The sequence below is a fragment of the Kitasatospora sp. NPDC088742 genome (genome assembly GCF_055584905.1).
The window spans coordinates 14,304-33,611 of record NZ_JBVJLD010000060.1 but is presented as its reverse complement, the minus strand read 5'-3'; the positions used below and the strand labels follow the sequence as shown (position 1 = coordinate 33,611).

Annotated in this window: 17 protein-coding genes and 1 other RNA gene; 3 read left to right on the top strand and 15 right to left on the bottom strand. The window is 71.8% G+C overall.

Translation table 11 applies throughout. The features are described 5' to 3' along the window. Window positions 1-70 precede the first annotated feature (70 nt). The 3 genes from ACZ6ZR_RS33670 to ACZ6ZR_RS33660 all read right to left on the bottom strand — a co-directional run bounded on the left by ACZ6ZR_RS33670 (window position 71) and on the right by ACZ6ZR_RS33660 (window position 2,684). On the bottom strand, window positions 71-1,672 hold the full coding sequence (locus ACZ6ZR_RS33670; RefSeq protein ID WP_465648961.1) for a beta-N-acetylhexosaminidase: 1,602 nt from the start codon (window positions 1,670-1,672) through the stop codon (window positions 71-73). Window positions 1,673-1,747: 75 nt separating this feature from the next. Beyond that, a complete protein-coding gene (locus tag ACZ6ZR_RS33665; protein WP_465648959.1) occupies window positions 1,748-2,029 on the bottom strand; it encodes a DUF3039 domain-containing protein in 282 nt (93 codons plus the stop codon). An 85-nt stretch (window positions 2,030-2,114) separates the two neighbouring features. Next, window positions 2,115-2,684 carry a YqgE/AlgH family protein gene (locus ACZ6ZR_RS33660; protein WP_465648957.1) on the bottom strand — a complete coding sequence of 190 codons (570 nt, stop codon included), beginning with the start codon at window positions 2,682-2,684 and terminating at the stop codon, window positions 2,115-2,117. A 284-nt stretch (window positions 2,685-2,968) separates the two neighbouring features. Between ACZ6ZR_RS33660 and murA the strand changes: the two genes are divergently transcribed. After that, a complete protein-coding gene (gene murA, locus ACZ6ZR_RS33655) occupies window positions 2,969-4,309 on the top strand; it encodes a UDP-N-acetylglucosamine 1-carboxyvinyltransferase (protein WP_465648955.1) in 1,341 nt (446 codons plus the stop codon). A gap of 82 nt (window positions 4,310-4,391) precedes the next feature. Here murA and ACZ6ZR_RS33650 read toward each other — a convergent pair whose 3' ends face one another. Beyond that, on the bottom strand, window positions 4,392-4,673 hold the full coding sequence (locus ACZ6ZR_RS33650; protein WP_104816345.1) for an HU family DNA-binding protein: 282 nt from the start codon (window positions 4,671-4,673) through the stop codon (window positions 4,392-4,394). Window positions 4,674-5,205: 532 nt separating this feature from the next. After that, window positions 5,206-6,681, bottom strand: a complete 1,476-nt coding sequence (locus ACZ6ZR_RS33645) for an NAD-dependent malic enzyme (protein WP_465648953.1) — start codon at window positions 6,679-6,681, stop codon at window positions 5,206-5,208. Between ACZ6ZR_RS33645 and ACZ6ZR_RS33640 the strand changes: the two genes are divergently transcribed. Beyond that, window positions 6,596-6,790, top strand: a complete 195-nt coding sequence (locus ACZ6ZR_RS33640) for a hypothetical protein (RefSeq protein WP_345290463.1) — start codon at window positions 6,596-6,598, stop codon at window positions 6,788-6,790. The genes ACZ6ZR_RS33645 and ACZ6ZR_RS33640 overlap by 86 nt on opposite strands. 202 nt (window positions 6,791-6,992) lie before the next feature. Here the strand turns inward: ACZ6ZR_RS33640 and ACZ6ZR_RS33635 are convergent, their stop codons facing one another. From ACZ6ZR_RS33635 to ftsE, 8 genes are all read right to left on the bottom strand, one after another. Further along, window positions 6,993-9,275 carry a HelD family protein gene (locus tag ACZ6ZR_RS33635; RefSeq protein ID WP_465648951.1) on the bottom strand — a complete coding sequence of 761 codons (2,283 nt, stop codon included), beginning with the start codon at window positions 9,273-9,275 and terminating at the stop codon, window positions 6,993-6,995. Window positions 9,276-9,423: 148 nt separating this feature from the next. Beyond that, window positions 9,424-10,590, bottom strand: coding sequence for a uroporphyrinogen-III synthase (locus ACZ6ZR_RS33630; protein WP_465648950.1), 1,167 nt, complete (start codon window positions 10,588-10,590; stop codon window positions 9,424-9,426). Between the two features lie 167 nt (window positions 10,591-10,757). Continuing rightward, window positions 10,758-12,122 (bottom strand): nitrate/nitrite transporter, encoded by a 1,365-nt coding sequence (locus ACZ6ZR_RS33625; protein WP_465648948.1) that lies wholly within the window; start codon window positions 12,120-12,122, stop codon window positions 10,758-10,760. 188 nt (window positions 12,123-12,310) lie between these two features. Continuing rightward, window positions 12,311-12,686: a transfer-messenger RNA gene (ssrA, locus tag ACZ6ZR_RS33620) on the bottom strand. Between the two features lie 91 nt (window positions 12,687-12,777). After that, complete coding sequence (gene smpB, locus ACZ6ZR_RS33615) at window positions 12,778-13,257, bottom strand: SsrA-binding protein SmpB (RefSeq protein WP_465648947.1); 480 nt, start codon at window positions 13,255-13,257, stop codon at window positions 12,778-12,780. 45 nt (window positions 13,258-13,302) lie between these two features. Then, entirely contained in the window at window positions 13,303-14,418 is a 1,116-nt protein-coding gene (locus ACZ6ZR_RS33610) for a S41 family peptidase (protein ID WP_465648945.1), read from the bottom strand. Between the two features lie 35 nt (window positions 14,419-14,453). Then, a complete protein-coding gene (gene ftsX, locus ACZ6ZR_RS33605; protein WP_465648943.1) occupies window positions 14,454-15,365 on the bottom strand; it encodes a permease-like cell division protein FtsX in 912 nt (303 codons plus the stop codon). 57 nt (window positions 15,366-15,422) lie between these two features. Beyond that, window positions 15,423-16,112: a cell division ATP-binding protein FtsE gene (gene ftsE, locus ACZ6ZR_RS33600; RefSeq protein WP_345281355.1), complete on the bottom strand. Its 690-nt coding sequence runs from the start codon at window positions 16,110-16,112 to the stop codon at window positions 15,423-15,425. Window positions 16,113-16,412: 300 nt separating this feature from the next. Here ftsE and ACZ6ZR_RS33595 point away from each other — a divergent pair, with 300 nt between their 5' ends. Continuing rightward, window positions 16,413-16,607: a hypothetical protein gene (locus ACZ6ZR_RS33595; protein WP_465648941.1), complete on the top strand. Its 195-nt coding sequence runs from the start codon at window positions 16,413-16,415 to the stop codon at window positions 16,605-16,607. A 158-nt stretch (window positions 16,608-16,765) separates the two neighbouring features. Here ACZ6ZR_RS33595 and prfB read toward each other — a convergent pair whose 3' ends face one another. Together prfB and ACZ6ZR_RS33585 are read right to left on the bottom strand one after the other, a co-directional pair. Then, window positions 16,766-17,875 carry a peptide chain release factor 2 gene (gene prfB, locus ACZ6ZR_RS33590; protein WP_465648940.1) on the bottom strand — a complete coding sequence of 370 codons (1,110 nt, stop codon included), beginning with the start codon at window positions 17,873-17,875 and terminating at the stop codon, window positions 16,766-16,768. A gap of 9 nt (window positions 17,876-17,884) precedes the next feature. Then, window positions 17,885-19,162, bottom strand: a complete 1,278-nt coding sequence (locus ACZ6ZR_RS33585) for a serine/threonine-protein kinase (protein ID WP_465648938.1) — start codon at window positions 19,160-19,162, stop codon at window positions 17,885-17,887. Window positions 19,163-19,308 lie beyond the last annotated feature (146 nt).

Below are 19,308 nucleotides of genomic sequence, written 5' to 3'. Positions count from 1 at the left end.
GGATCGGATCTTCATCTGTTGTTGACGTCCGGGCCGCCGTCAGGAGTTCCCGGAGGCTTCCCACACTCCGTCAGGAGTCCTTCGGCCCGTCGAGTGGACGCCCGAGCACGCCGGGGCGCTTCTGCCAGGGGTGCGGGCCGCCCGGGGGGCGGTACTCCACGCCGAGCGCGTCCAAGCGCGCGTAGTGCGCCGTCATCCGCCGTTCGAAGTCCGCCCAGTCCCGCTCGGCCGGCGCGGGCAGCGCCGACCAGGCCACCTCGGCGAAGGCCGCCAGCCGCGGGAAGGCCCGGAAGTCCACGTCCCGGGCGTCGTCCATGAACTCGGTCCAGATGTTGGCCTGGGTGCCGAGCACGTGCGAGGCGGCCGCCTCGTCGAGCTCGGCCGGGACGGGCTCGAAGCGGTAGACGTCCTCCAGCGTGCGGACGAAGCCGACCGGGACCGGCTCCTCCTCCCCCGCCCCCTGCCGGTGGTCCAGGTAGACGTGCGTCTCCGGGCACATCACCACGTCGTGCCCGGCCCGCGCCGCCTCGATGCCGGCCTCGAAGCCCCGCCAGGAGGAGACCGCCGCGCCCGGCGCCAGCCCGCCCTCCAGGATCTCGTCCCAGCCGATCAGGCGGCGGCCGCGCTCGGCCAGCCAGGTGTCGAAGTGCCGGATGAAGTGGCTCTGCAGCTCGTCCTCGTCGGCCAGCCCGAGCTCCCGGATCCGCGCCTGGGCCGCCTCGCTCGCGCGCCACTGGTCCTTGCTGCACTCGTCCCCGCCCAGGTGCACGAACTGCGAGGGGAAGATCTCCAGCACCTCCTCCAGCACGCCCTCGAAGAACCGCAGGGTGGCCTCGGAGACGTTCAGCACGTTGTCGCTGACGCCCCAGTCGGTCCAGACCCCGAGCGCGGCGGTGTCCACCACGTCGGTGTTGCCCAGCTCCGGGTAGGCGGTGATGGCGGCCTGCGAGTGGCCGGGCAGGTCGATCTCCGGCACCACGGTGATCTGCCGGGCGTCCGCGTACGCGACGATCTCGCGCAGGTCGTCCTGGGTGTAGAAGCCGCCGTGCGGCCGGTCGTCCCGGCGGTCCGCCGCCCGGAAGCCCACCATCGACCGCTCCCGCCAGGAGGCCGTCTCGGCCAGGCGCGGGTAGCGCTTGACCTCGATCCGCCAGCCCTGGTCGTCGGTCAGGTGGAAGTGCAGCACGTTCAGCTTGTGAGCCGCCATCAGGTCGAGGAAGCGGAACACGCCCGCCTTCGGCATGAAGTGCCGCGAGACGTCCAGCAGCACGCCGCGCCAGCCGAACCGGGGCGCGTCCTCGATCTCGGCGTACGGCAGCTCCCAGCCGGTGCGGCGCAGCGGGGCGGTGCGGTAGGCGTCGGCACCGAGCAGCTGACGGAGCGTCTGGGCGCCGGCGAAGGCGCCGGCCGTGGTGCTCGCGGAGAGCAGCACGCCGTCGGGGCCGACCGCGAGGCGGTACGCCTCGGGGGCGGCCGACGCGTCGAGCCGCAGCTCGATGCCGCCCGGGGCAGCGGGGAGCGGGAGGCCGGTGGCGGCGCCGAGCGCGGTGCGCAGCCAGCTCTCGACCGGGGCCAGCGCGGGGTCCGCGGTCAGTCCGGTGCTCGCGTCGAGGGCGTAGGTGCCGGGGGTCTCGGGACGGATGAAACTCAGCGGGGCAGGAATGAGGTCCATGACCTGCATCCTGCCCCGCCGGCACCCGAGTGGCATAGACCAATCGGGGAAGTGTTCCGCGTACCGCGCGACGTGCTACTTCTTGTCGTCGTCCCCGCCGCCCTGCGGGCTGCCGATGCCGTCGTAGATCTCCTTGCACATCGGGCAGACCGGGTACTTCTTCGGGTCCCGCCCGGGCACCCAGACCTTGCCGCAGAGCGCGACCACGGGGGATCCGGAGAGCGCGCTCTCCATGATCTTGTCCTTCTGGACGTAGTGCGCGAAGCGCTCGTGGTCGCCGTCCCCGTGGGAGACCTGGGGGACGGGCTCGACCAGGGTGCCGGTACCGAGGCCGCGCTCGGGCTCAAGAGTGCTCATGACGCTCAAGTCTATGGGCCCGCCGAACCGAACAGAAGGCACACGCCCGGCCGGCCCCCTCCCGCGGCCCCCTCCCGCGGCCCACTCAGTTCAGCGTCGGGTCGTCCGGGTACGTCGCCAGGACGGCCAGCGGGCCGCGCTGGCGGCGCAGGACCGCACGCCAGAGGCGTTCGGGCTCCGGCGAGAAGATGTCGCCGGGTTCGCAGTCGACCAGGTACCAGGCGCCCTCGGCGAGTTCGGACTCCAGCTGGCCGGGGGACCAGCCCGCGTAGCCGGCGAAGACCCGCAGGCCGCCGAGCTCCCCCGCCAGCACCTCGGGCGGGGCCTCCAGGTCGACCAGGCCGATCGCGCCGTGCACCCGCCGCCAGCCCAGCGGCTCGGCCCCGCCCGGCTCACCGGGGACGACGGCCACCGCGAGCGCGGAGTCCAGGCCGACCGGGCCGCCCTGGAAGACCACCGGCATCGCCCCGGCCAGCGCGGACCAGCCGTCCAGCACGGCGGCGACCTCGATCGGGGTGGGGTGGTTGAGGACCACGCCGAGCGCGCCCTGCGCGTCGTGGTCCAGCAGCAGCACCACCGCCCGGGAGAAGTTGGGGTCGGTGAGCAGCGGGGTCGCGACCAGCAGTCGGCCGGTGTGCGAGGAGGCCGGGGTCATGCCCACATGATCCCCCAGCCGGGCCCGCCCGGGGCGGACAACACGGGGAGCCCCGACACGCCGTGGGCGAACACCCGTACGGCCGTACCGCACCGCCGTGTCGCTGCGGTGGAGACGGTGAGGAGGCGACCATCACCAGTAGGGCGCAAGGGAACCATCCGCCCGCCCATTACCATCTACAGGTGGTGGAAGGGCATTCGCCGAACGGCGGAAGTTCCTTCCACTCGCGTTTGCCCTGCTCCGCAGCCGCTCCCTCCCCTCAGTCACCCCGGATTGCGAGAACGATGACCGACGACGTCCTGCTGGTTCACGGCGGAAACCCGCTCGAAGGCGAGATCCGCGTCCGTGGTGCGAAGAACCTGGTCCCCAAGGCCATGGTCGCCGCCCTGCTCGGCACGGGCCCCAGCAGACTGCGCAACGTCCCGGACATCCGCGACGTCAAGGTCGTGCGCGGCCTGCTGCAGCTGCACGGCGTGACCGTGCGCACCGGCGACGAGGAGGGCGAGCTGATCCTCGACCCCTCGCACGTGGAGAGCGCCAACGTCGCCGACATCGACGCGCACGCGGGCTCCTCGCGGATCCCGATCCTGTTCTGCGGCCCGCTGCTGCACCGCCTCGGCCACGCCTTCATCCCGGGCCTGGGCGGCTGCGACATCGGCGGCCGGCCGGTGGACTTCCACTTCGAGGTGCTCCGCCAGTTCGGCGCCACCATCGAGAAGCACCCGCAGGGCACCTACCTGGTGGCCCAGAGCCGGCTCCAGGGCACCAAGATCGAGCTGCCCTACCCCTCGGTCGGCGCGACCGAGCAGGTGCTGCTCACCGCGGTGCTCGCCGAGGGCGTCACCGAGCTGCGCAACGCGGCCGTGGAGCCCGAGATCGTCGACCTGATCTGCGTGCTGCAGAAGATGGGCGCGATCATCTCGATGGGCACCGACCGCACCATCCTGATCACCGGTGTGGAGGAGCTCTCGGGCTACAACCACCGCGCGCTGCCGGACCGCCTGGAGGCGGCCTCCTGGGCCTGCGCCGCGCTGGCCACCAAGGGCGACATCTACGTCCGCGGCGCGGACCAGATCCCGATGATGACCTTCCTGAACACCTTCCGGAAGGTCGGCGGCGCCTTCGAGATCGACGACGAGGGCATCCGGTTCTGGCACCCGGGCGGCGAGCTCAAGGCGATCGCCCTGGAGACCGACGTGCACCCCGGTTTCCAGACCGACTGGCAGCAGCCGCTGGTGGTCGCGCTGACCCAGGCCGACGGCCTCTCCATCGTCCACGAGACGGTCTACGAGTCCCGGCTGGGCTTCACCGGCGCGCTGAACCAGATGGGCGCGCACATCCAGCTCTACAGCGAGTGCCTCGGCGGCACCCCGTGCCGCTTCGGCGCGCGGAACTTCCAGCACTCCGCGGTGGTCTCGGGCCCGTCCAAGCTGATCGGCGCCGAGCTGGTCATCCCGGACCTGCGCGGCGGTTTCTCGTACCTGATCGCGGCGCTGGCGGCCGAGGGCACCTCCACGGTGCACGGCATCGACCTGATCAACCGCGGCTACGAGAACTTCATGGAGAAGCTCCGTGACCTGGGCGCCCAGGTCGAGCTGAAGAACGAGGAGCTGGTCGCCGTCTGATCCGGACGGCACGCGAAACGGCTGTGGCCGGTCTCCCCGAGGGGAGACCGGCCACAGCCGTGTTCAGGGGCTACCAGGGGCGTCACTTGCCCTTGGCGGCCTCCTTCAGCTTCGAACCGGCGCTGACCTTGGCGCTGTAGCCGGCCGGGATCTGGATCGGGTCACCGGTCTGCGGGTTACGCGCGGTACGAGCGGCACGGTGGGTGCGCTCGAAGGTCAGGAAGCCGGGGATGGTGACCTTCTCGTCACCCTTGGCGACGACCTCACCGACGACCTCGGCGAAGGCGGCCAGAACGGCGTCGGCGTCCTTGCGGGTCACCTCGGCGCGCTCCGACAGAGCGGCCACCAGCTCACTGCGGTTCATGTGTACTCCTGTGGTCTGTTCGCGTTGCTGTGTGCGGGGGCCCACCGGCCGTCCTGCCGGGGCACCACCTCGGGAGGCGGGCCGACCGGGCCGTTGGTCCGCACACTGTGCTCGTTCAGGCGAGGGTTGGTCAGGGGTCGGGCTTGCACCCCGAAGCGCCTCAAACCGCACTGCCTGGGTACGAATCCTGCCCCGACCGACACTGAGAAAGCCAATCGGACCCCGCCGCGGTTGACCCGAACAGCGCCCGCCGGACGGAGTTGTGACGCTCCGTCCGCTCCGGCGGACCGGAGCGGGCGACGGCCCGGGGGGACACGCCGAGGGCCCAGGGGGACGTTCCGTACTTGTCGGACACGCCTGCCCCGTGCAGGGCTACCGTACGCCCTGCCACCGACAAGCCCAAACACGCCCCTTCCCCTTGTGTCGCAAGGGTTCGGGGCGGACGGGCTCGGGTAGGGTGGCCGGCCGGCCACCGGCCACCCCCTCGGGAGGGCCGGAGGCGGGCCGCCACCCCGCCCGAGCTGCGGCTGGATCAGAGCTGAACGGCCGGGAACGACGTGGTGTCCAGCGTCCCGACGATGCCCGAGGTGGGCCGCGCCTGGGCCGGCTCGGACTCGCCACGGGCGGCCAGCGCGGCCTCCCGGACGGCGGCGGCCACGGTCTTGGCCACGTCGGGGTGGAAGACGCTGGGGATGATGTAGTTCGGGTTCAGCTGGTCGTCGGCGACGGTGGTGGCCAGCGCCCGGGCGGCGGCCAGCATCATCTCGGTGTTGACGTTCCGGCTCTGGGCGTCCAGCAGGCCGCGGAAGACACCCGGGAAGACCAGCACGTTGTTGATCTGGTTCGGGAAGTCGCTGCGGCCGGTGGCCACCACGGCGGCGGTCTGGCGGGCCACCGCCGGGTCCACCTCCGGGTCCGGGTTGGCCAGCGCGAAGACGATCGCGTTGTCGGCCATGGTGGCCAGGTCGTCGCCGTCCAGCACGTTCGGGGCCGAGACGCCGATGAAGACGTCCGCGTCGGCCACCGCCGCCTTGAGGCTGCCGGTGCGGCCCGAGCGGTTGGTGTGCTCGGCGATCCAGCGCAGGCTGTCGTTGAGGTCCTCGCGGCCCTCGTGGACCACGCCGTGGACGTCCGCCACGGTGGCGTGCTCGACGCCGGCGGCCAGCAGCAGCTTGAGGATCGCGGTGCCGGCCGCGCCCGCGCCCGACATCACCACGCGGATGTCGGCGATGTCCTTGCCGACCACCTTGAGCGCGTTGGTGAGCGCCGCCAGCACCACGATCGCGGTGCCGTGCTGGTCGTCGTGGAAGACCGGGATGTCCAGGGCCTCCCGCAGCCGGGCCTCGATCTCGAAGCAGCGCGGCGCGGAGATGTCCTCCAGGTTGATCCCGGCGAAGCCGGGGGCGATCGCCTTGACGATGGCGACGATCTCGTCGGCGTCCTGGGTGTCCAGGCAGATCGGCCAGGCGTCGATGCCGGCGAAGCGCTTGAACAGGGCGGCCTTGCCCTCCATCACCGGCAGGGCGGCCATCGGGCCGATGTTCCCCAGGCCCAGCACGGCGGAGCCGTCGGTGACCACGGCGACGCTGTTGCGCTTGATGGTCAGGCGGCGGGCGTCCTCGGGGTTCTCCGCGATGGCCATGCAGACCCGGGCCACACCGGGGGTGTAGATCATCGAGAGGTCGTCACGGTTGCGGATCGGCAGCTTCGAGGACATCTCGATCTTGCCGCCGAGGTGCATCAGGAAGGTGCGGTCGGAGACCTTGCCGATCGCCACGCCGTCGATCGCGCGCAGCTTCTCGACGATCTCCTCGCCGTGGGCCACCGAGGCGGCGGCCACGGTGACGTCGATCCGGAGCGCCTCCAGGCCGGAGGCGGTGACGTCGAGGCCGGTGACCGAGCCGCCGGAGGACTCGACGGCGGTGGTGATCGAGCTCACCGCGTTGCCGGTGGCGGGCACCTCCAACCGGACCGTGATCGAGTTCGAGACACTGGGCACCGTCGCCATCGACGTCCTTCTTCCTGAAATCAACACTTTGTTGAATGCCTGCGCAGTCGGCATGCTAGACCTCGATCGTCGCACTCACCAAGGGTTCGATAGAAATAACGTTCATTGAGTGTCCGGAGTCGACAAGGCTTCTTGCCCTCGCCGGACGATGCGTTACATTGGACAAGGCACCGGCTCGATCCAAGCCCCCGGGCCCAACCTTCGTCCCTCAGAGGGACCACTTGCCGCGAGGCGAGCATGGCGGGTCGGTGTCATAGCTTGAGAAGGCCCCCTCACCAAGTCCGGTGAGGGGGCCTTCTGCTGTCGGCCCGTCAGCGCAGCAGCGCCGGCACCCCGTCCGCGTCCGGCAGGTCGTCCGGGCCGGAGAGCACGGTGAGCCGCTGGGTGGCCCGGGTCAGCGCCACGTACAGCACCCGCAGGCCCGCCTCGGACTCGCCCGCGATGCCGACCGGGTCGGCCACCACGGTGGCGTCGTACTCCAGGCCCTTGGCCTCCAGCGAGCCCAGCGCGACCGCCCGCTCGCCCAGCCCGGCCACCCAGCCGGCCGCCTCGGCCCGGCGGTCCATCGGGACCACCACCGCGACGGTGCCGTCCACCTCGGCCAGCAGCCGCTCCAGCTCGGCCCGGGCCGCCTTCGCGACCACGGCCGGCTCGGCCGAGCCGGCCGCCGCGAACCGCGGCTGAAGGCCGGTGGAGCGGACGGCGGTCGGCGAGGGGGTGCCGGGCGCGGCCAGCTCCAGCACCTTGGCCGCCACCTCGGCGATCTCCGAGGGGTTGCGGTAGTTGACGGTCAGGGTGTGACGGCGGCGCGGCTTGCCGGCCAGCACCTCGTCCATCGCGGCCTGCGCCTCCTGCGGGAACGGCCAGGAGGACTGCGCCGGGTCGCCGACGATGGTCCAGGTGGCCATCCGGGCCCGCCGGCCGACCATCCGCCACTGCATCGGCGTCAGGTCCTGCGCCTCGTCCACGATCACGTGCGCGTACTCGGTGCGCTCCACCGGGACGCGCTCGCGCTGCCGGGACATCCGGTCGGCGTAGGTGGTCACCTCGTCCAGGCCGGTCAGCATGTCCACCGCGTCCACCTCGCGGACCTTGCGCACCGCCGCCTCGCCGAGCAGCAGCTGCAGCTCGTCCACCAACGCGACGTCGTGCGCGGACAGCTCGCCGTCCCCACGGGTCGTCAGGTGCCGCCAGGAGTCGGCCAGCAGACGGGCCTCCTCCGGGGTGACGGCGCGGCGGGCGATCCGGTTGGTGTGCCGGGACTGCTTGAGGGTGGCCAGCACCCGACGGGGCGTCAGGGCGGGCCACCAGGCGTCCAGGAAGTCCAGGAACGCGGCCTCGTCCGAGACGTACTCGTCGAAGGCCTCCTTCTCCTCCTGGCGCTGCTCGCGCGCGTAGTGGTCGGACGGGCGCGGCTGGTGCCGGACCGCCTGCTGCCAGAGCGCGTCCAGCAGCAGCCGGCGGGCGCGCGGGCGGAGCAGGTTGAGCGGGGTGCCGCCGCTGCCGATCACGTTGCCCCGGACGGCCTTGAGGCGGCCGGCGTCCAGCCGCAGGGCCTCGCCGCGGGCGAAGACCTTCAGCTCGGTCGGGGCGCCGAGCTCCAGCGCGGCCTTGGCCGCCCGGCGCAGCAGCGTCACCATCCGGGCCGAGCCCTTCACGTGCGCGGTCTCCGGGGTGTCGTACCGGCCGGCCTCGATGCCGTCCACCAGGCTGCCGACCGCACGGATCGCCACCTGGCCCTCCTCGCCCAGGGCCGGCAGCACGCCCTCGGTGTACGAGACCAGCAGCGCGGTCGGGCTGACCACCAGGATGCCGCCCGCGTACCGGCGGCGGTCCTGGTAGAGCAGGAAGGCCGCGCGGTGCAGGGCGACGGCGGTCTTGCCGGTGCCCGGGCCGCCGGTGACCAGGGTGGCACCGGGTGCGGGGGCCCGGATCACCTCGTCCTGCTCCTTCTGGATCGAGGAGACGATGTCCCGCATGGTGTGGCTGCGGGCCCGGCCGAGCGTCGCCATCAGCGCGCCGTCGCCGACCACCGCCAGCTCCTCGCCGTCCAGGGTCGGCGTCAGGTCCGGGCGGAGCAGGTCGTCCTCGACGCCGACCACCCGGCGGCCCTTGGACCGGATCACCCGGCGGCGGATCACCCGGCCGGGCTCGAGCGGGGTGGAGCGGTAGAACGGCGCGGCGGCCGGGGCCCGCCAGTCGATCACCAGCGGGCCGAACTCGGCGTCCAGCACGCCGAGCCGGCCGATGTGCAGGGTCTCGGCCACGGCCGGGTCGGCCGGGTCGAGCGGGGTCTGCGACGGGATGCCGTGCTCCTCCGGAGCGTCGGCCTGCTGGAGGTCGATCCGGCCGAACAGGAAGTCCTCGAACTCCGTGTTCAGCCGGTGCAGGTGCGCCCCGGCGCGGTACACCTGGGCGTCCCGCTCGGCCAGCGCGCCGGGCGTGCCGACCTGGACGCGTTTGGCGGCGTCCTCGAGGATGTACTCGGCCTCGGCGAGCTTCTCCTCCAACCGGTGGTAGACGGTGTCGAGGTGGCGCTGCTCCTCGGCGATCTCGCGGTCTCGGACGGTGTCTGAGTCTGTGCTGCTGTGCATGGCCTCGTTCAGTGGCGGCTGTGAACCTGCGGGAAAAAAGAGACGGACGGAAGATCCTACGCCCAGGAGGCCGCCCAGCGGCAGATGCCCGCACACTCCGCCTTCACCGCACCGCCACGCACCGGCCCGCCGGGGCCGGGTCGGCCCGCTAGACGGCGCCGTACTTCTCCCCCGGCTCCGCCGTCGGGTCCACCGCCAGCCGGTAGCCGCGCTTGACCACGGTGGCGACCAGGTTGGGGGTGCCGAGGGCCGCGCGCAGCCGGGCCATCGCGGTCTCCACGGCGTGTTCGTCGTTGCCGCTGCCGGGCAGGGCCCGGAGCAGTTCGGCGCGGGCCACCACCCAGCCGGGGCGGCGGGCCAGGGCGCGGAGCAGGGCCATGCCAGCCGGCGGGACGGGCCGGAGCTCGCCGTCGACCAGGGCGGCCTGGCCGCGCAGCTCCAGCTGGTGCCCCGCCACCGAGAGCCTGCGCCCGCGCTCCGGGAGGCGGGCGGTGAGCAGCTGCACCATCGCGCCCAGCCGCATCCGCTCGGGCCAGACGGTGGCGATGTCGAGCTCCTCCAGCGGCGCGGCCGTCACCGGCCCGACGCAGACCGGCAGGACGTCCCGCCGCAGCGCGTGCAGCAGTTCGTCGGTCAGGCCGCGCTCCGCCGCCCGGTCGAGCAGGCTGATCGCCGCCGGGGCGGAGGTGAAGGTGATGGCGTCGAGCGCGCCGGAGCAGCAGGCGTCCAGCAACCGGTCCAGCGGGGCCAGGTCGGCCGGCGGCAGCCAGCGGTACACCGGCACCTCGACCACCTCCGCGCCCGCCGCCGTGAGCGAGTCGACGAAGTCGCGCTGCGGGGCGCCGTGCAGCTGGACGGCGATCCGCTTGCCCTCGACGCCCTGCTCCAGCAGCCGCTCCAGCACCTCCACCGAGGACTCCGAGGTGGCCGACCACTCCTCCCGCAGCCCGGCGGCCCGGATGGCGCCCTTGGCCTTGGGGCCGCGGGCCAGCACGGAGGCCTTGCCGAGGCGTTCGATCAGCTCGTCGCCCAGGCCCCAGCCCTCGGCGGCCTCGATCCAGCCCCGGAAGCCGATCCCGGTGGTGGCCACCGCGACGTCCGGCGGGTCGGCGACCAACGCCCGGGTGGCGGCGAGGAGTTCGGTGTCGTCGGGCAGCGGCACGATCCGCAGTGCGGCGGCCCGCTGCACGGCGGCGCCGCGGCGCTGGAGCAGCGTGGCCAGCTCCTCGGAGCGCCGGGCGGCGGTGATGCCTACGGTGAATCCGGCCAGCGGGGGCACCGGCTCGACGGAGTGAGGGGCCGTCAGTTCGTCCATGACTGTGGGTCCTTCGATGGTGCGCGCCCCGGCTGCGGCCGGCCGGGAGGGTGGGTGGACGGGAATCCTCCCCCTGCGTGGTGTCGCGACGGGGTCGGACGGATTTCCGCTGTGTTTCACGGGCCGGGCCGGCCGTCCCGCGGTGGGACGGCCGGCCCGGGCGGGGCTCAGACGGCGACGCGCTCCTTCGCCGGGGCGGACGCCCCGGTGGCGGTGGGGCGGCGCAGGTAGACGGCCCAGGTGAGGGCGGCGCAGACCGCGTACGCCGCCAGGAAGGAGGCGAAGGCCGGAGTGCCGGTCTTGGCGACCAGGAAGGACTGACGGAACGCCAGGTTGATGAAGAGCCCGCCCAGCGCACCGACCGCGCCGATCACCCCGACGGCCGCGCCGGACATCCGGCGGGACCAGGCGGCGGCCTCCTCGGCGCCGATCCCGAGCTCGGCGATCCGGTTCTGCGCCTTGGCCTCGAAGATCACCGGGATCATCTTGTAGGTGGAGCCGTTGCCCAGCCCGGCCAGCACGAAGAGCGTGGTGAAGCCGGCCAGGAAGACCGGCAGCGAGCGCTCCGAGGAGGCGTAGAGCACCACCACGGTGGCCGCCGCCATCCCGGCGAAGTTCCACAGCGTGATCCGGGCGCCGCCCCAGCGGTCGGCCAGCCAGCCGCCGAACGGGCGGATCAGCGAGCCGAGCAGCGGGCCGACGAAGGTGAGCTGGGCGGCCTGCAGCGGGGTGCGGCCGAACTGGGTCTGGAGCACCAGGCCGAAGGCGAAGCTGAAGCCGATGAAGGAGCCGAAGGTGCCGATGTAGAGGACGGACATCAGCCAGGTGTGACGCTCCCTCAGGACCCCGGCCAGCGCCCCGGTGTCGTTCTTCACCGGCGCGAGGTTGTCCATGAAGAGCGCGGCGAGGGTGGCCGAGACCACGATCAGCGGGATGTAGATGCCCAGCACCAGCCGGGGTGAGGCGGCCCCGGCCGAGGTGATCACGGCGAGCGCGACCAGCTGGATCACCGGGACGCCGATGTTGCCGCCGCCGGCGTTCAGCCCGAGCGCCCAGCCCTTGCGGTGCTGCGGGAAGAAGGCGTTGATGTTGGTCATCGAGGAGGCGAAGTTCCCCCCGCCGAGCCCGGTCAGCGCGGCCACCACCAGGAAGGTGGAGTACGAGGTCCCCGGCTCCATCACGTACGCGGCCGCCAGCGCCGGCAGCAGCAGGAGCAGGGCCGAGACCACCGTCCAGTTCCGCCCGCCGAAGCGGGCCACCGCCACGGTGTAGGGGATCCGGACGAAGGCGCCGACCAGGGTCGGCATCGCGACCAGGAAGAACTTCCCGGCCGGGTCGATCCCGTACGTGGGCCCCATGAAGAGGACCATCACCGACCAGAGGCTCCAGATCGAGAAGCCGATGTGCTCGGAGAGCACCGAGAAGAGCAGGTTCCGGTTGGCGGTCCTGCGCCCCGTCCGCTCCCAGAACGCCCGGTCCTCCGGATCCCACTCCTGGATCCAGCGCCGTCGCACCGTCGTGTCACCACTCATCGCCACTCCCCTTGTGCTGTCCCGGCGCCCTGACGTGCCTGACCCTAACGGGCCGTGATTTCGGCCGAGTTGTGGGCTGTGAACCGGACGGAACCGTCCTCTCACGGGGCGGCCCGGCGGGGTGTGAGACGGCGGAAACGCGAGAAGGCCGCCTCCCGGAGGAGTGCGGCCTTCAAGCGACATGGGGTCTGTGGAGATGCCGGGAATCGAACCCGGGTCCAGTGGAGTGGATTCAGGACTTCTCCGAGCGCAGTCCGCTGTGATTTTCTCGGCCCTGGCAGTCACGCGGACAAGCCGCCAACAGGCCCAGTCACTGTTTTCTTTTTCCGCCGACCCCCGTGACCGGGGTGGCGGATGAGTTCCCTAGATTATGCCAGGATCCGGGTCGGGAACTCCCCGGGCTGACACCCATTCACTCTTGCTTAGGCAGCGAGAGCGAAGTGCTGGGAATCGCGCTTAGAGTTGGCGATTATTTTTTTGCGACAGATGGTTAACGAGATCATTGCCGCGTTCCTCGGCTCGCTTCTCCTGTTTCGACGTCCCCTGTCGAAACCGATCATCCCCATGTTCATTTGACAAACAGCTCCGGCGGGCGGACCCTCCGGGGGTGTTGCGAGAGCCATAGTACGCGCAGGCACCGGCCCCGGCCAAGCCATTAACCCTTCTGGCGCTTCCGCACCGCCGCGACGGCCCGGTCCGACTCGCGCCGGTCCTGCTTCTCGCGCAGGGTCTGCCGCTTGTCGTAGAGCTTCTTGCCGACCGCGAGGGCCAGCTCCAGCTTGACCCGGCCGTCCTTGAAGTACAGCGAGAGCGGCACCAGGGTGTGGCCGGTCTCCTTGACCTTCGACTCGATCTTGCGGATCTCGAGCTTGTGCAGCAGCAGCTTGCGCTTGCGCCGCGACGCGTGGTTCGTCCAGGTCCCCTGGGTGTACTCGGGGATGAACACGTTGTCGACCCACGCCTCGTGGCCCTGCACGTAGGCGTAACCGTCCACCAGGTTGGCCCGCCCCTCGCGGAGCGACTTCACCTCCGTGCCGGTCAGCACCATGCCGCATTCGTACGTGTCGAGGATGGTGTACTCGTGTCGCGCCTTCTTGTTCTGCGCGATCAGCTTCTTTCCCGTTTCCTTAGCCATAGCACCGGCCATTCTCGCACCTCACCGGCCCGGTGGTCAGCCCCTTTAGCCGCGGCCCAGGCCCGACAGCACGGTGTCGGCCAGCCGGGTCACCGCCTCCGGGTCGCCGCCCGGGGGCTGGGGGACGTCAGGGGTGAGGCCGGTTCCGTCCGGGGAGCGGCCGGCCGGGGTGGCGTAGCGGCCGACGGTGAGTTCCAGGACGGCGCCGTCGGCCAGCCGGCTGGGTTGCTGGACGGTGCCCTTGCCGAAGGTGCGGGAGCCCACCAGGACGGCGCGGCTGCGGTCCTGGAGCGCTCCGGCGAGCAGCTCGGCGGCGCTCATGGTGCCGCCGTCCACCAGCACCACCAGGGGCACGGTGGTGTCACCCCCGCGCGCGGCGGTCAGTTCGCGCCGCTCCCCGCGCTCCTGGTACGAGGCCACCGGGCCGCCGTCCAGGAAGAGCGAGGCGGTCTCCACCGCCTGGTCCACCAGCCCGCCGGAGTTGCCCCGCAGGTCCAGCAGGACGCCCCGGGCGCCCCGGACGGCCTCCGCCACCTCGCCGGCCACCCCGGCGGTGAAGCCGCGCACCGCGACCTTCACCACCCCGGGGCGCAGCTGCTCCACCGTCACGTCCCGGGCCTCCAGCTCCGCCCGGCGCAGCGTCAGCTCGCGCGGCTGCCCGCCCGGCCGGCGGACCGTCAGCTCCACCGCCGTGCCGGCCTCGCCGCGCAGCCCGGCCACCACCTCGGTGACCGGCAGCCGGTCGGCCGGGGTGCCGTCGATGCCCAGCAGCACGTCACCCGCGGCGATCCCGGCCTGCCGGGCGGGCCCGTCGGGGTGCACCCGGTCCACCGTGGTGGCCCCGTCCGCCGTCCGCCGCACCGAGAGGCCGACGCCCCGGTAGCGCCCCTTGGTCAGGTCGGTGTACTCCTCCGGCGTGTAGTACGCGGCCCACGGGTCGCCACCCTCCGCCACCAGCCGCTCGGCCTGCTGGCGGGACAGCGATGCCCCGGCCAGGTCACGCCCGGCCAGGGCATCGGAGGACACTCGCCCACCGCTCCGGGGCTCACTGCCCGGGGCCTCGCTCCAGGCCCCGGTGACCGCCCCGGTGAACAGCACGGCGCCGAACGCCAGGGAGAGCACCGCCCCCTGGCGCACTCCCGCACGCAGTGTCACCGGCATGGCAAGGGAGTCTAGGCCCCCGGTCTGAGGGGACGTCAGACCTTCAGGTACTTCCGTAGGGTGATGAACGCCGCGATACCGGCCATCCCCATGCCGACCACGACCAGCAGCGGGATGACGGTGAGCACCGAGGAGAGCCCGATGAAGTGGATGAACTGCACCCGCTGGGCCAGGAACTCCTGCACGAAGAAGTGCCCGCCGAGCAGCAGCCCGGAGGCCAGCACCGCGCCGAGCAGCGCGGCGAAGGCCGCCTCCGCGATGAACGGCATCTGCACGTAGAAGTTCGAGGCACCGACCAGGCGCATGATCCCGGTCTCGCGCCGTCGGCTGAACGCGGACACCCGGACGGTGTTCACGATCAGCAGCAGGGCGACGAAGAGCATCAGCACCATGATCACGAACGCGGCGGTCTGGAGGCCGTTCAGCAGGCCGAACAGGTTCTCCAGGATCTTCCGCTGGTCCTCGACCGACTTGACGCCCGGCTTCCCGGCGAAGGCGCTCTGCACCACGTCGTACTTGGTCGGATCGTTCAGCTTGACCCGCCAGGACTGCGGCATCGCCTCCGCGCCCACGGCGGCGAGCAGCGGGTTGTCCGGGTTGGTCTCCTTCCAGCGCTTGTACGCGTCCTGCGAGCTCTCGAAGGCGGAGCTCTGCACCAGCTGGGTCATCTTGTCCAGCTGGCCCTTGACCTCGGCGATCTGCTGGTCGGTGGCGGCACCCGCCGAGCACTGGGCGGAGGTCTTGGCGTCCGACTTGGTGCAGAAGTAGATGCTCACCTCGACCTTGTCGTACCAGTACCCCTTCATGGAGTTGACCTGGTCGCGGACGAGCAGCGAGGCGCCGGCGAGGGCGAGGGAGAGCGCGACGCTGACCACGACCGCGATGGTCATGGTCAGGTTGCGGCGGAGACCGACACCGATCTCCGACAGGACGAACTGGGCACGCATGGCGTTAACTCCAGGGCAGACAGGTGGGGCGGGCAGGCGGACGGGGCGTCAGGTGGCTCAGTTCTGGTAGCCGTAGACGCCGCGGGCCTGGTCGCGGACCAGCAGCCCCTTGTCGAGCTCGATCACCCGCTTGCGCATCTGGTCGACGATGGCCTGGTCGTGCGTGGCCATCAGGACCGTGGTGCCGGTGCGGTTGATCCGGTCGAGCAGCTTCATGATGCCGACCGAGTTCTGCGGGTCGAGGTTACCGGTGGGCTCGTCCGCGATCAGCAGCATCGGCCGGTTCACGAAGGCCCGGGCGATCGCCACGCGCTGCTGCTCACCACCGGAGAGCTCACCGGGCATCCGGTCCTCCTTGCCGCCGAGGCCGACCAGGTCGAGCACCTCGGGCACCACCTTGTTGATGGCGCTCTTCGGCTTGCCGATGACCTCCAGCGCGAACGCGACGTTCTGCGCGACGGTCTTGTTCGGCAGCAGGCGGAAGTCCTGGAAGACGGTGCCCAGCTGACGCCGCATGTGCGGCACCTTCCAGTTGGACAGCTTGCCGAGGTCCTTGCCCAGCACGTGGACCGCGCCGGTGCTCGGGCGCTCCTCGCGCAGGCAGAGCCTCAGGAAGGTCGACTTGCCGGAGCCGGACGAACCGACCAGGAAGACGAACTCGCCCTTCTCGATCTCCAGCGAGACGTTGTCCAGGGCCGGACGGTTCTGCTTGGGATAGGTCTTGGAGACGTTGTCGAATCTGATCACGGCTGCATCACGGGGGCCATCCTAAGGTGGGTCCGGACTCGGACCCTACGCGAAGCCCCTCGGCACCCGCAGGGACTGCCCGGGGGTTCACCTGGGAATTGGCGAGAAAAATCCCGTTCTGCCCGGATAAGTGCGACCCATGTCACAGTGCCGCATGCGGTTGAGCGGTCGGGGACGGGGGAGGACGGGCCGGAACGGCCGGAACCTGGCACAGTGGTAGCAGAGAGCGTCCGTCCGTGGCTGTCGGAGGAACCGGAAGCCCGTCCGGCGCGTTGCAGTAACCAGCAAGGAGGAGATCGCATGACTTGCGACCATCTGGTGTGCGCCAACTGCAACGGCCGCGTGAGTGACGGCCGCTGCCCGGTCTGCCGCGCCAACCGCGCCCGGCTCCAGGACCAGCAGGGCCCGTTCGCGGCACTGTCGCCGACGGCGCTGCTCGCGCTGCTCGTCGGCCTGCTGGCGGTCGCCCTGATCGCCCGTCACGCCCTGGCCTGACCGGTCCGCACACGCGAAAGGGCCCCGGGAGCACCCGGGGCCCTTTTCGGCGTCTCCTGATCGGAGCAGGCCTTACGCGGCGGTCTCCCGCTGCTTGCGCCAGCGGATGCCGGCCTCGATGCTGTGCTTGATTTTCATCGAGGCAGGCATCCTTCCCGTCACGCGGCCGTTTCCCGCTGCTTCCGCCAGCGGATGCCTGCCTCGATGAACCCGTCGATGTCGCCGTCCAGCACGCTCTGCGGGTTGCCGACCTCGAACTCCGTCCGCAGGTCCTTGACCATCTGGTACGGGTGCAGCACGTAGGAGCGCATCTGGTTGCCCCAGGACGAGCCGCCGTCCTTGAGGGCGTCCATCGCGGCGCGCTCCTCCTGGCGGCGGCGCTCCAGCAGCTTGGCCTGGAGGACGTTCATCGCCGAGGCCTTGTTCTGGATCTGCGAGCGCTCGTTCTGGCAGGAGACCACGATGCCGCTCGGCAGGTGGGTGATCCGGACCGCCGAGTCGGTGGTGTTGACGCCCTGGCCGCCGGGGCCGGAGGCGCGGTACACGTCGACCCGCAGCTCGCCCTCGTCGATGTCGACGTGGTCGGAGGTCTCGACGACCGGGAGCACCTCGACGCCCGCGAAGGAGGTCTGGCGGCGGCCCTGGTTGTCGAACGGCGAGATGCGGACCAGGCGGTGGGTGCCCTGCTCGACCGAGAGGGTGCCGTAGGCGTACGGCGCCTTGATGGTGAAGGTCGCGGACTTGATGCCGGCCTCTTCGGCGTACGAGGTGTCGTAGACCTCGGTCGGGTAGCCGTGCCGCTCGGCCCAGCGCAGGTACATGCGCATCAGCTGCTCGGCGAAGTCGGCGGCGTCCACGCCACCGGCCTCGGCCCGGATGTTGACCAGGGCCTCACGGGCGTCGTACTCGCCCGAGAGCAGGGTGCGGACCTCGAGCTCCTCGACGGCCTTCTGAACGGACGTCAGCTCGGTCTCGGCCTCGGCGCGGGCGTCCGCGTCGTTCTCGTCCTCGGCCAGCTCGAACATGACCGCGAGGTCCTCGACGCGGCCGCGCAGGGTCTCGAACTTGCGCACCTCGCCCTGCAGGAAGGAGAGCCGGCTGGTCACCTTCTGGGCGTTCGCTACGTCGTCCCAGAGGGCCGGGGCGGCTGCCTCCTCCTCCAGCACGGCGATGTCGGCCCGGATCTTGTCCAGGTCGAGGACGGCCTCGATCGACCCCATGGTCGTTTCGAGGGACTTGAGCTCTTCGGAAGGATCGACGGCTGCCACGCCACCAGACTAATGGTTCGGTGACCCCGACTGCGCATGGGTATCCGTGAGGACCCGTTGGATTCCGACCGGACCCGCCCCGGCGGCGTGCCGTTCCTGGGCGAAGGCGGAGTACGCGGCGGCCGCGCCGGCCAGCAGCAGCACCGCCGCGATCAGCACCGCGTAGAGCCGGCGGCGGCGCACCAGCGCCCGGCGGCCCTTGCGGTGCCCGGCCGGGGCGGCCTCGCGGCGCTGGGCCTGGGACTCGGCGGCGTAGGAGGCGAGTTCGCGGTCGGAGGGGCGGCGCAGGCTGGTGTGGGTGTCCCGGGTGGAGTCCGGCAGCGGGGCCTGGACCAGCGGGACGGCCGGGCCGCGCCGGCGGCGGTGGGTGCCGGGGCCGGCGTCCACCTCGGTGTAGACGGCCTCGCCCGGGGTGAGGAGCGGCTCGGCCTCGGCCCGCTCCGGCGGCAGCTGCGGGGGCAGGCCGACCAGGTAGGGCAGCTGCTCGCGCAGCCGGGCGGCCAGCTCGGCGGCGCGCAGTCGGGAGGCGGGGGCCTTGGCCAGGCACTCGGTGATGATCCGGGACAGGCCCTCGGGCAGGCCGGGGACCGGCGGCACCTGCTCGGTGACGTGCCGACGGAGCACCGCGCCGGTGTGGCCGCCGCCGAACGGGGTGAAGCCGGTGAGCAGCTCGTACAGCACGGTGGCCAGCGCGTAGATGTCCACGGCGGCGCGCGGCTCCAGGCCCTCGATGATCTCGGGGGCGAGGTAGTCGGGGGTGCCGATGATGCGGGTGGCCCGGGTGCGGCGGGGGGCGTCCACCAGGCGGGCGATGCCGAAGTCGGTGAGCTTGGCGCGCGGGGCGCCGCCGGGGCCGGCCGGGGCCGCCAGGTCGAGCAGCACGTTCTCCGGCTTGACGTCGCGGTGGACGATCCCGGCGGCGTGCGCGGCGGCCAGGCCGTCGGCCACGTCGGCGATCACCGAGACGGCGACGGCCGGGGCCAGCGCGCCCTCGCGCTCCAGCCGGGAGCGCAGGTCGGTGCCCTGGACCAGCTCCATCACCAGGGCCAGGTCGTCACCGTCCACCACCATGTCGCGGACCTCGACCACGTTCGGGTGGTCGAGGCTGGTGAGCGCGGCGCGCTCCTGGACGAAGCGGCCGACCAGCACCTGATCGGACGCCAGGTCCTCGCGCAGCAGCTTGACTGCCACCGGTCCGTCCGGGCCCTCGCCGAGCCACACGGTCCCGGCGGACCCCCGGCCGATCACCTGTTGGACGGTGTAACGGCTGCCGATCTTGCGTGCCAATGCTGCTGCTCCGTAGGCGGCGGGAGCGCGCTGTCCGGCTGCGCGCTCGGTAGGTCGGTGCTTCTCAGCCACCCAACCTACGCGCCCGAGGGCCGTTCGGGGGACGCCGATCGGCCCGGAACAGCCCTCAGGGGGCAGGAAAAATC

Excerpts from the sequence above, each read along its gene's own strand:
- ftsX (WP_465648943.1), bottom strand. The coding sequence starts at position 15,365 with ATGCGTGCCCAGTTCGTCCTGTCGGAGATCGGTGTCGGTCTCCGCCGC.
- ACZ6ZR_RS33610 (WP_465648945.1), bottom strand. The coding sequence starts at position 14,418 with ATGCCGGTGACACTGCGTGCGGGAGTGCGCCAGGGGGCGGTGCTCTCC.
- ACZ6ZR_RS33670 (WP_465648961.1), bottom strand. The coding sequence starts at position 1,672 with ATGGACCTCATTCCTGCCCCGCTGAGTTTCATCCGTCCCGAGACCCCC.
- ACZ6ZR_RS33635 (WP_465648951.1), bottom strand. The coding sequence starts at position 9,275 with ATGCACAGCAGCACAGACTCAGACACCGTCCGAGACCGCGAGATCGCC.
- murA (WP_465648955.1), top strand. The coding sequence starts at position 2,969 with ATGACCGACGACGTCCTGCTGGTTCACGGCGGAAACCCGCTCGAAGGC.
- smpB (WP_465648947.1), bottom strand. The coding sequence starts at position 13,257 with ATGGCTAAGGAAACGGGAAAGAAGCTGATCGCGCAGAACAAGAAGGCG.
- ACZ6ZR_RS33660 (WP_465648957.1), bottom strand. The coding sequence starts at position 2,684 with ATGACCCCGGCCTCCTCGCACACCGGCCGACTGCTGGTCGCGACCCCG.
- ACZ6ZR_RS33630 (WP_465648950.1), bottom strand. The coding sequence starts at position 10,590 with ATGGACGAACTGACGGCCCCTCACTCCGTCGAGCCGGTGCCCCCGCTG.
- ACZ6ZR_RS33645 (WP_465648953.1), bottom strand. The coding sequence starts at position 6,681 with ATGGCGACGGTGCCCAGTGTCTCGAACTCGATCACGGTCCGGTTGGAG.
- ACZ6ZR_RS33595 (WP_465648941.1), top strand. The coding sequence starts at position 16,413 with ATGACTTGCGACCATCTGGTGTGCGCCAACTGCAACGGCCGCGTGAGT.
- ACZ6ZR_RS33650 (WP_104816345.1), bottom strand. The coding sequence starts at position 4,673 with ATGAACCGCAGTGAGCTGGTGGCCGCTCTGTCGGAGCGCGCCGAGGTG.
- ACZ6ZR_RS33665 (WP_465648959.1), bottom strand. The coding sequence starts at position 2,029 with ATGAGCACTCTTGAGCCCGAGCGCGGCCTCGGTACCGGCACCCTGGTC.
- ACZ6ZR_RS33625 (WP_465648948.1), bottom strand. The coding sequence starts at position 12,122 with ATGAGTGGTGACACGACGGTGCGACGGCGCTGGATCCAGGAGTGGGAT.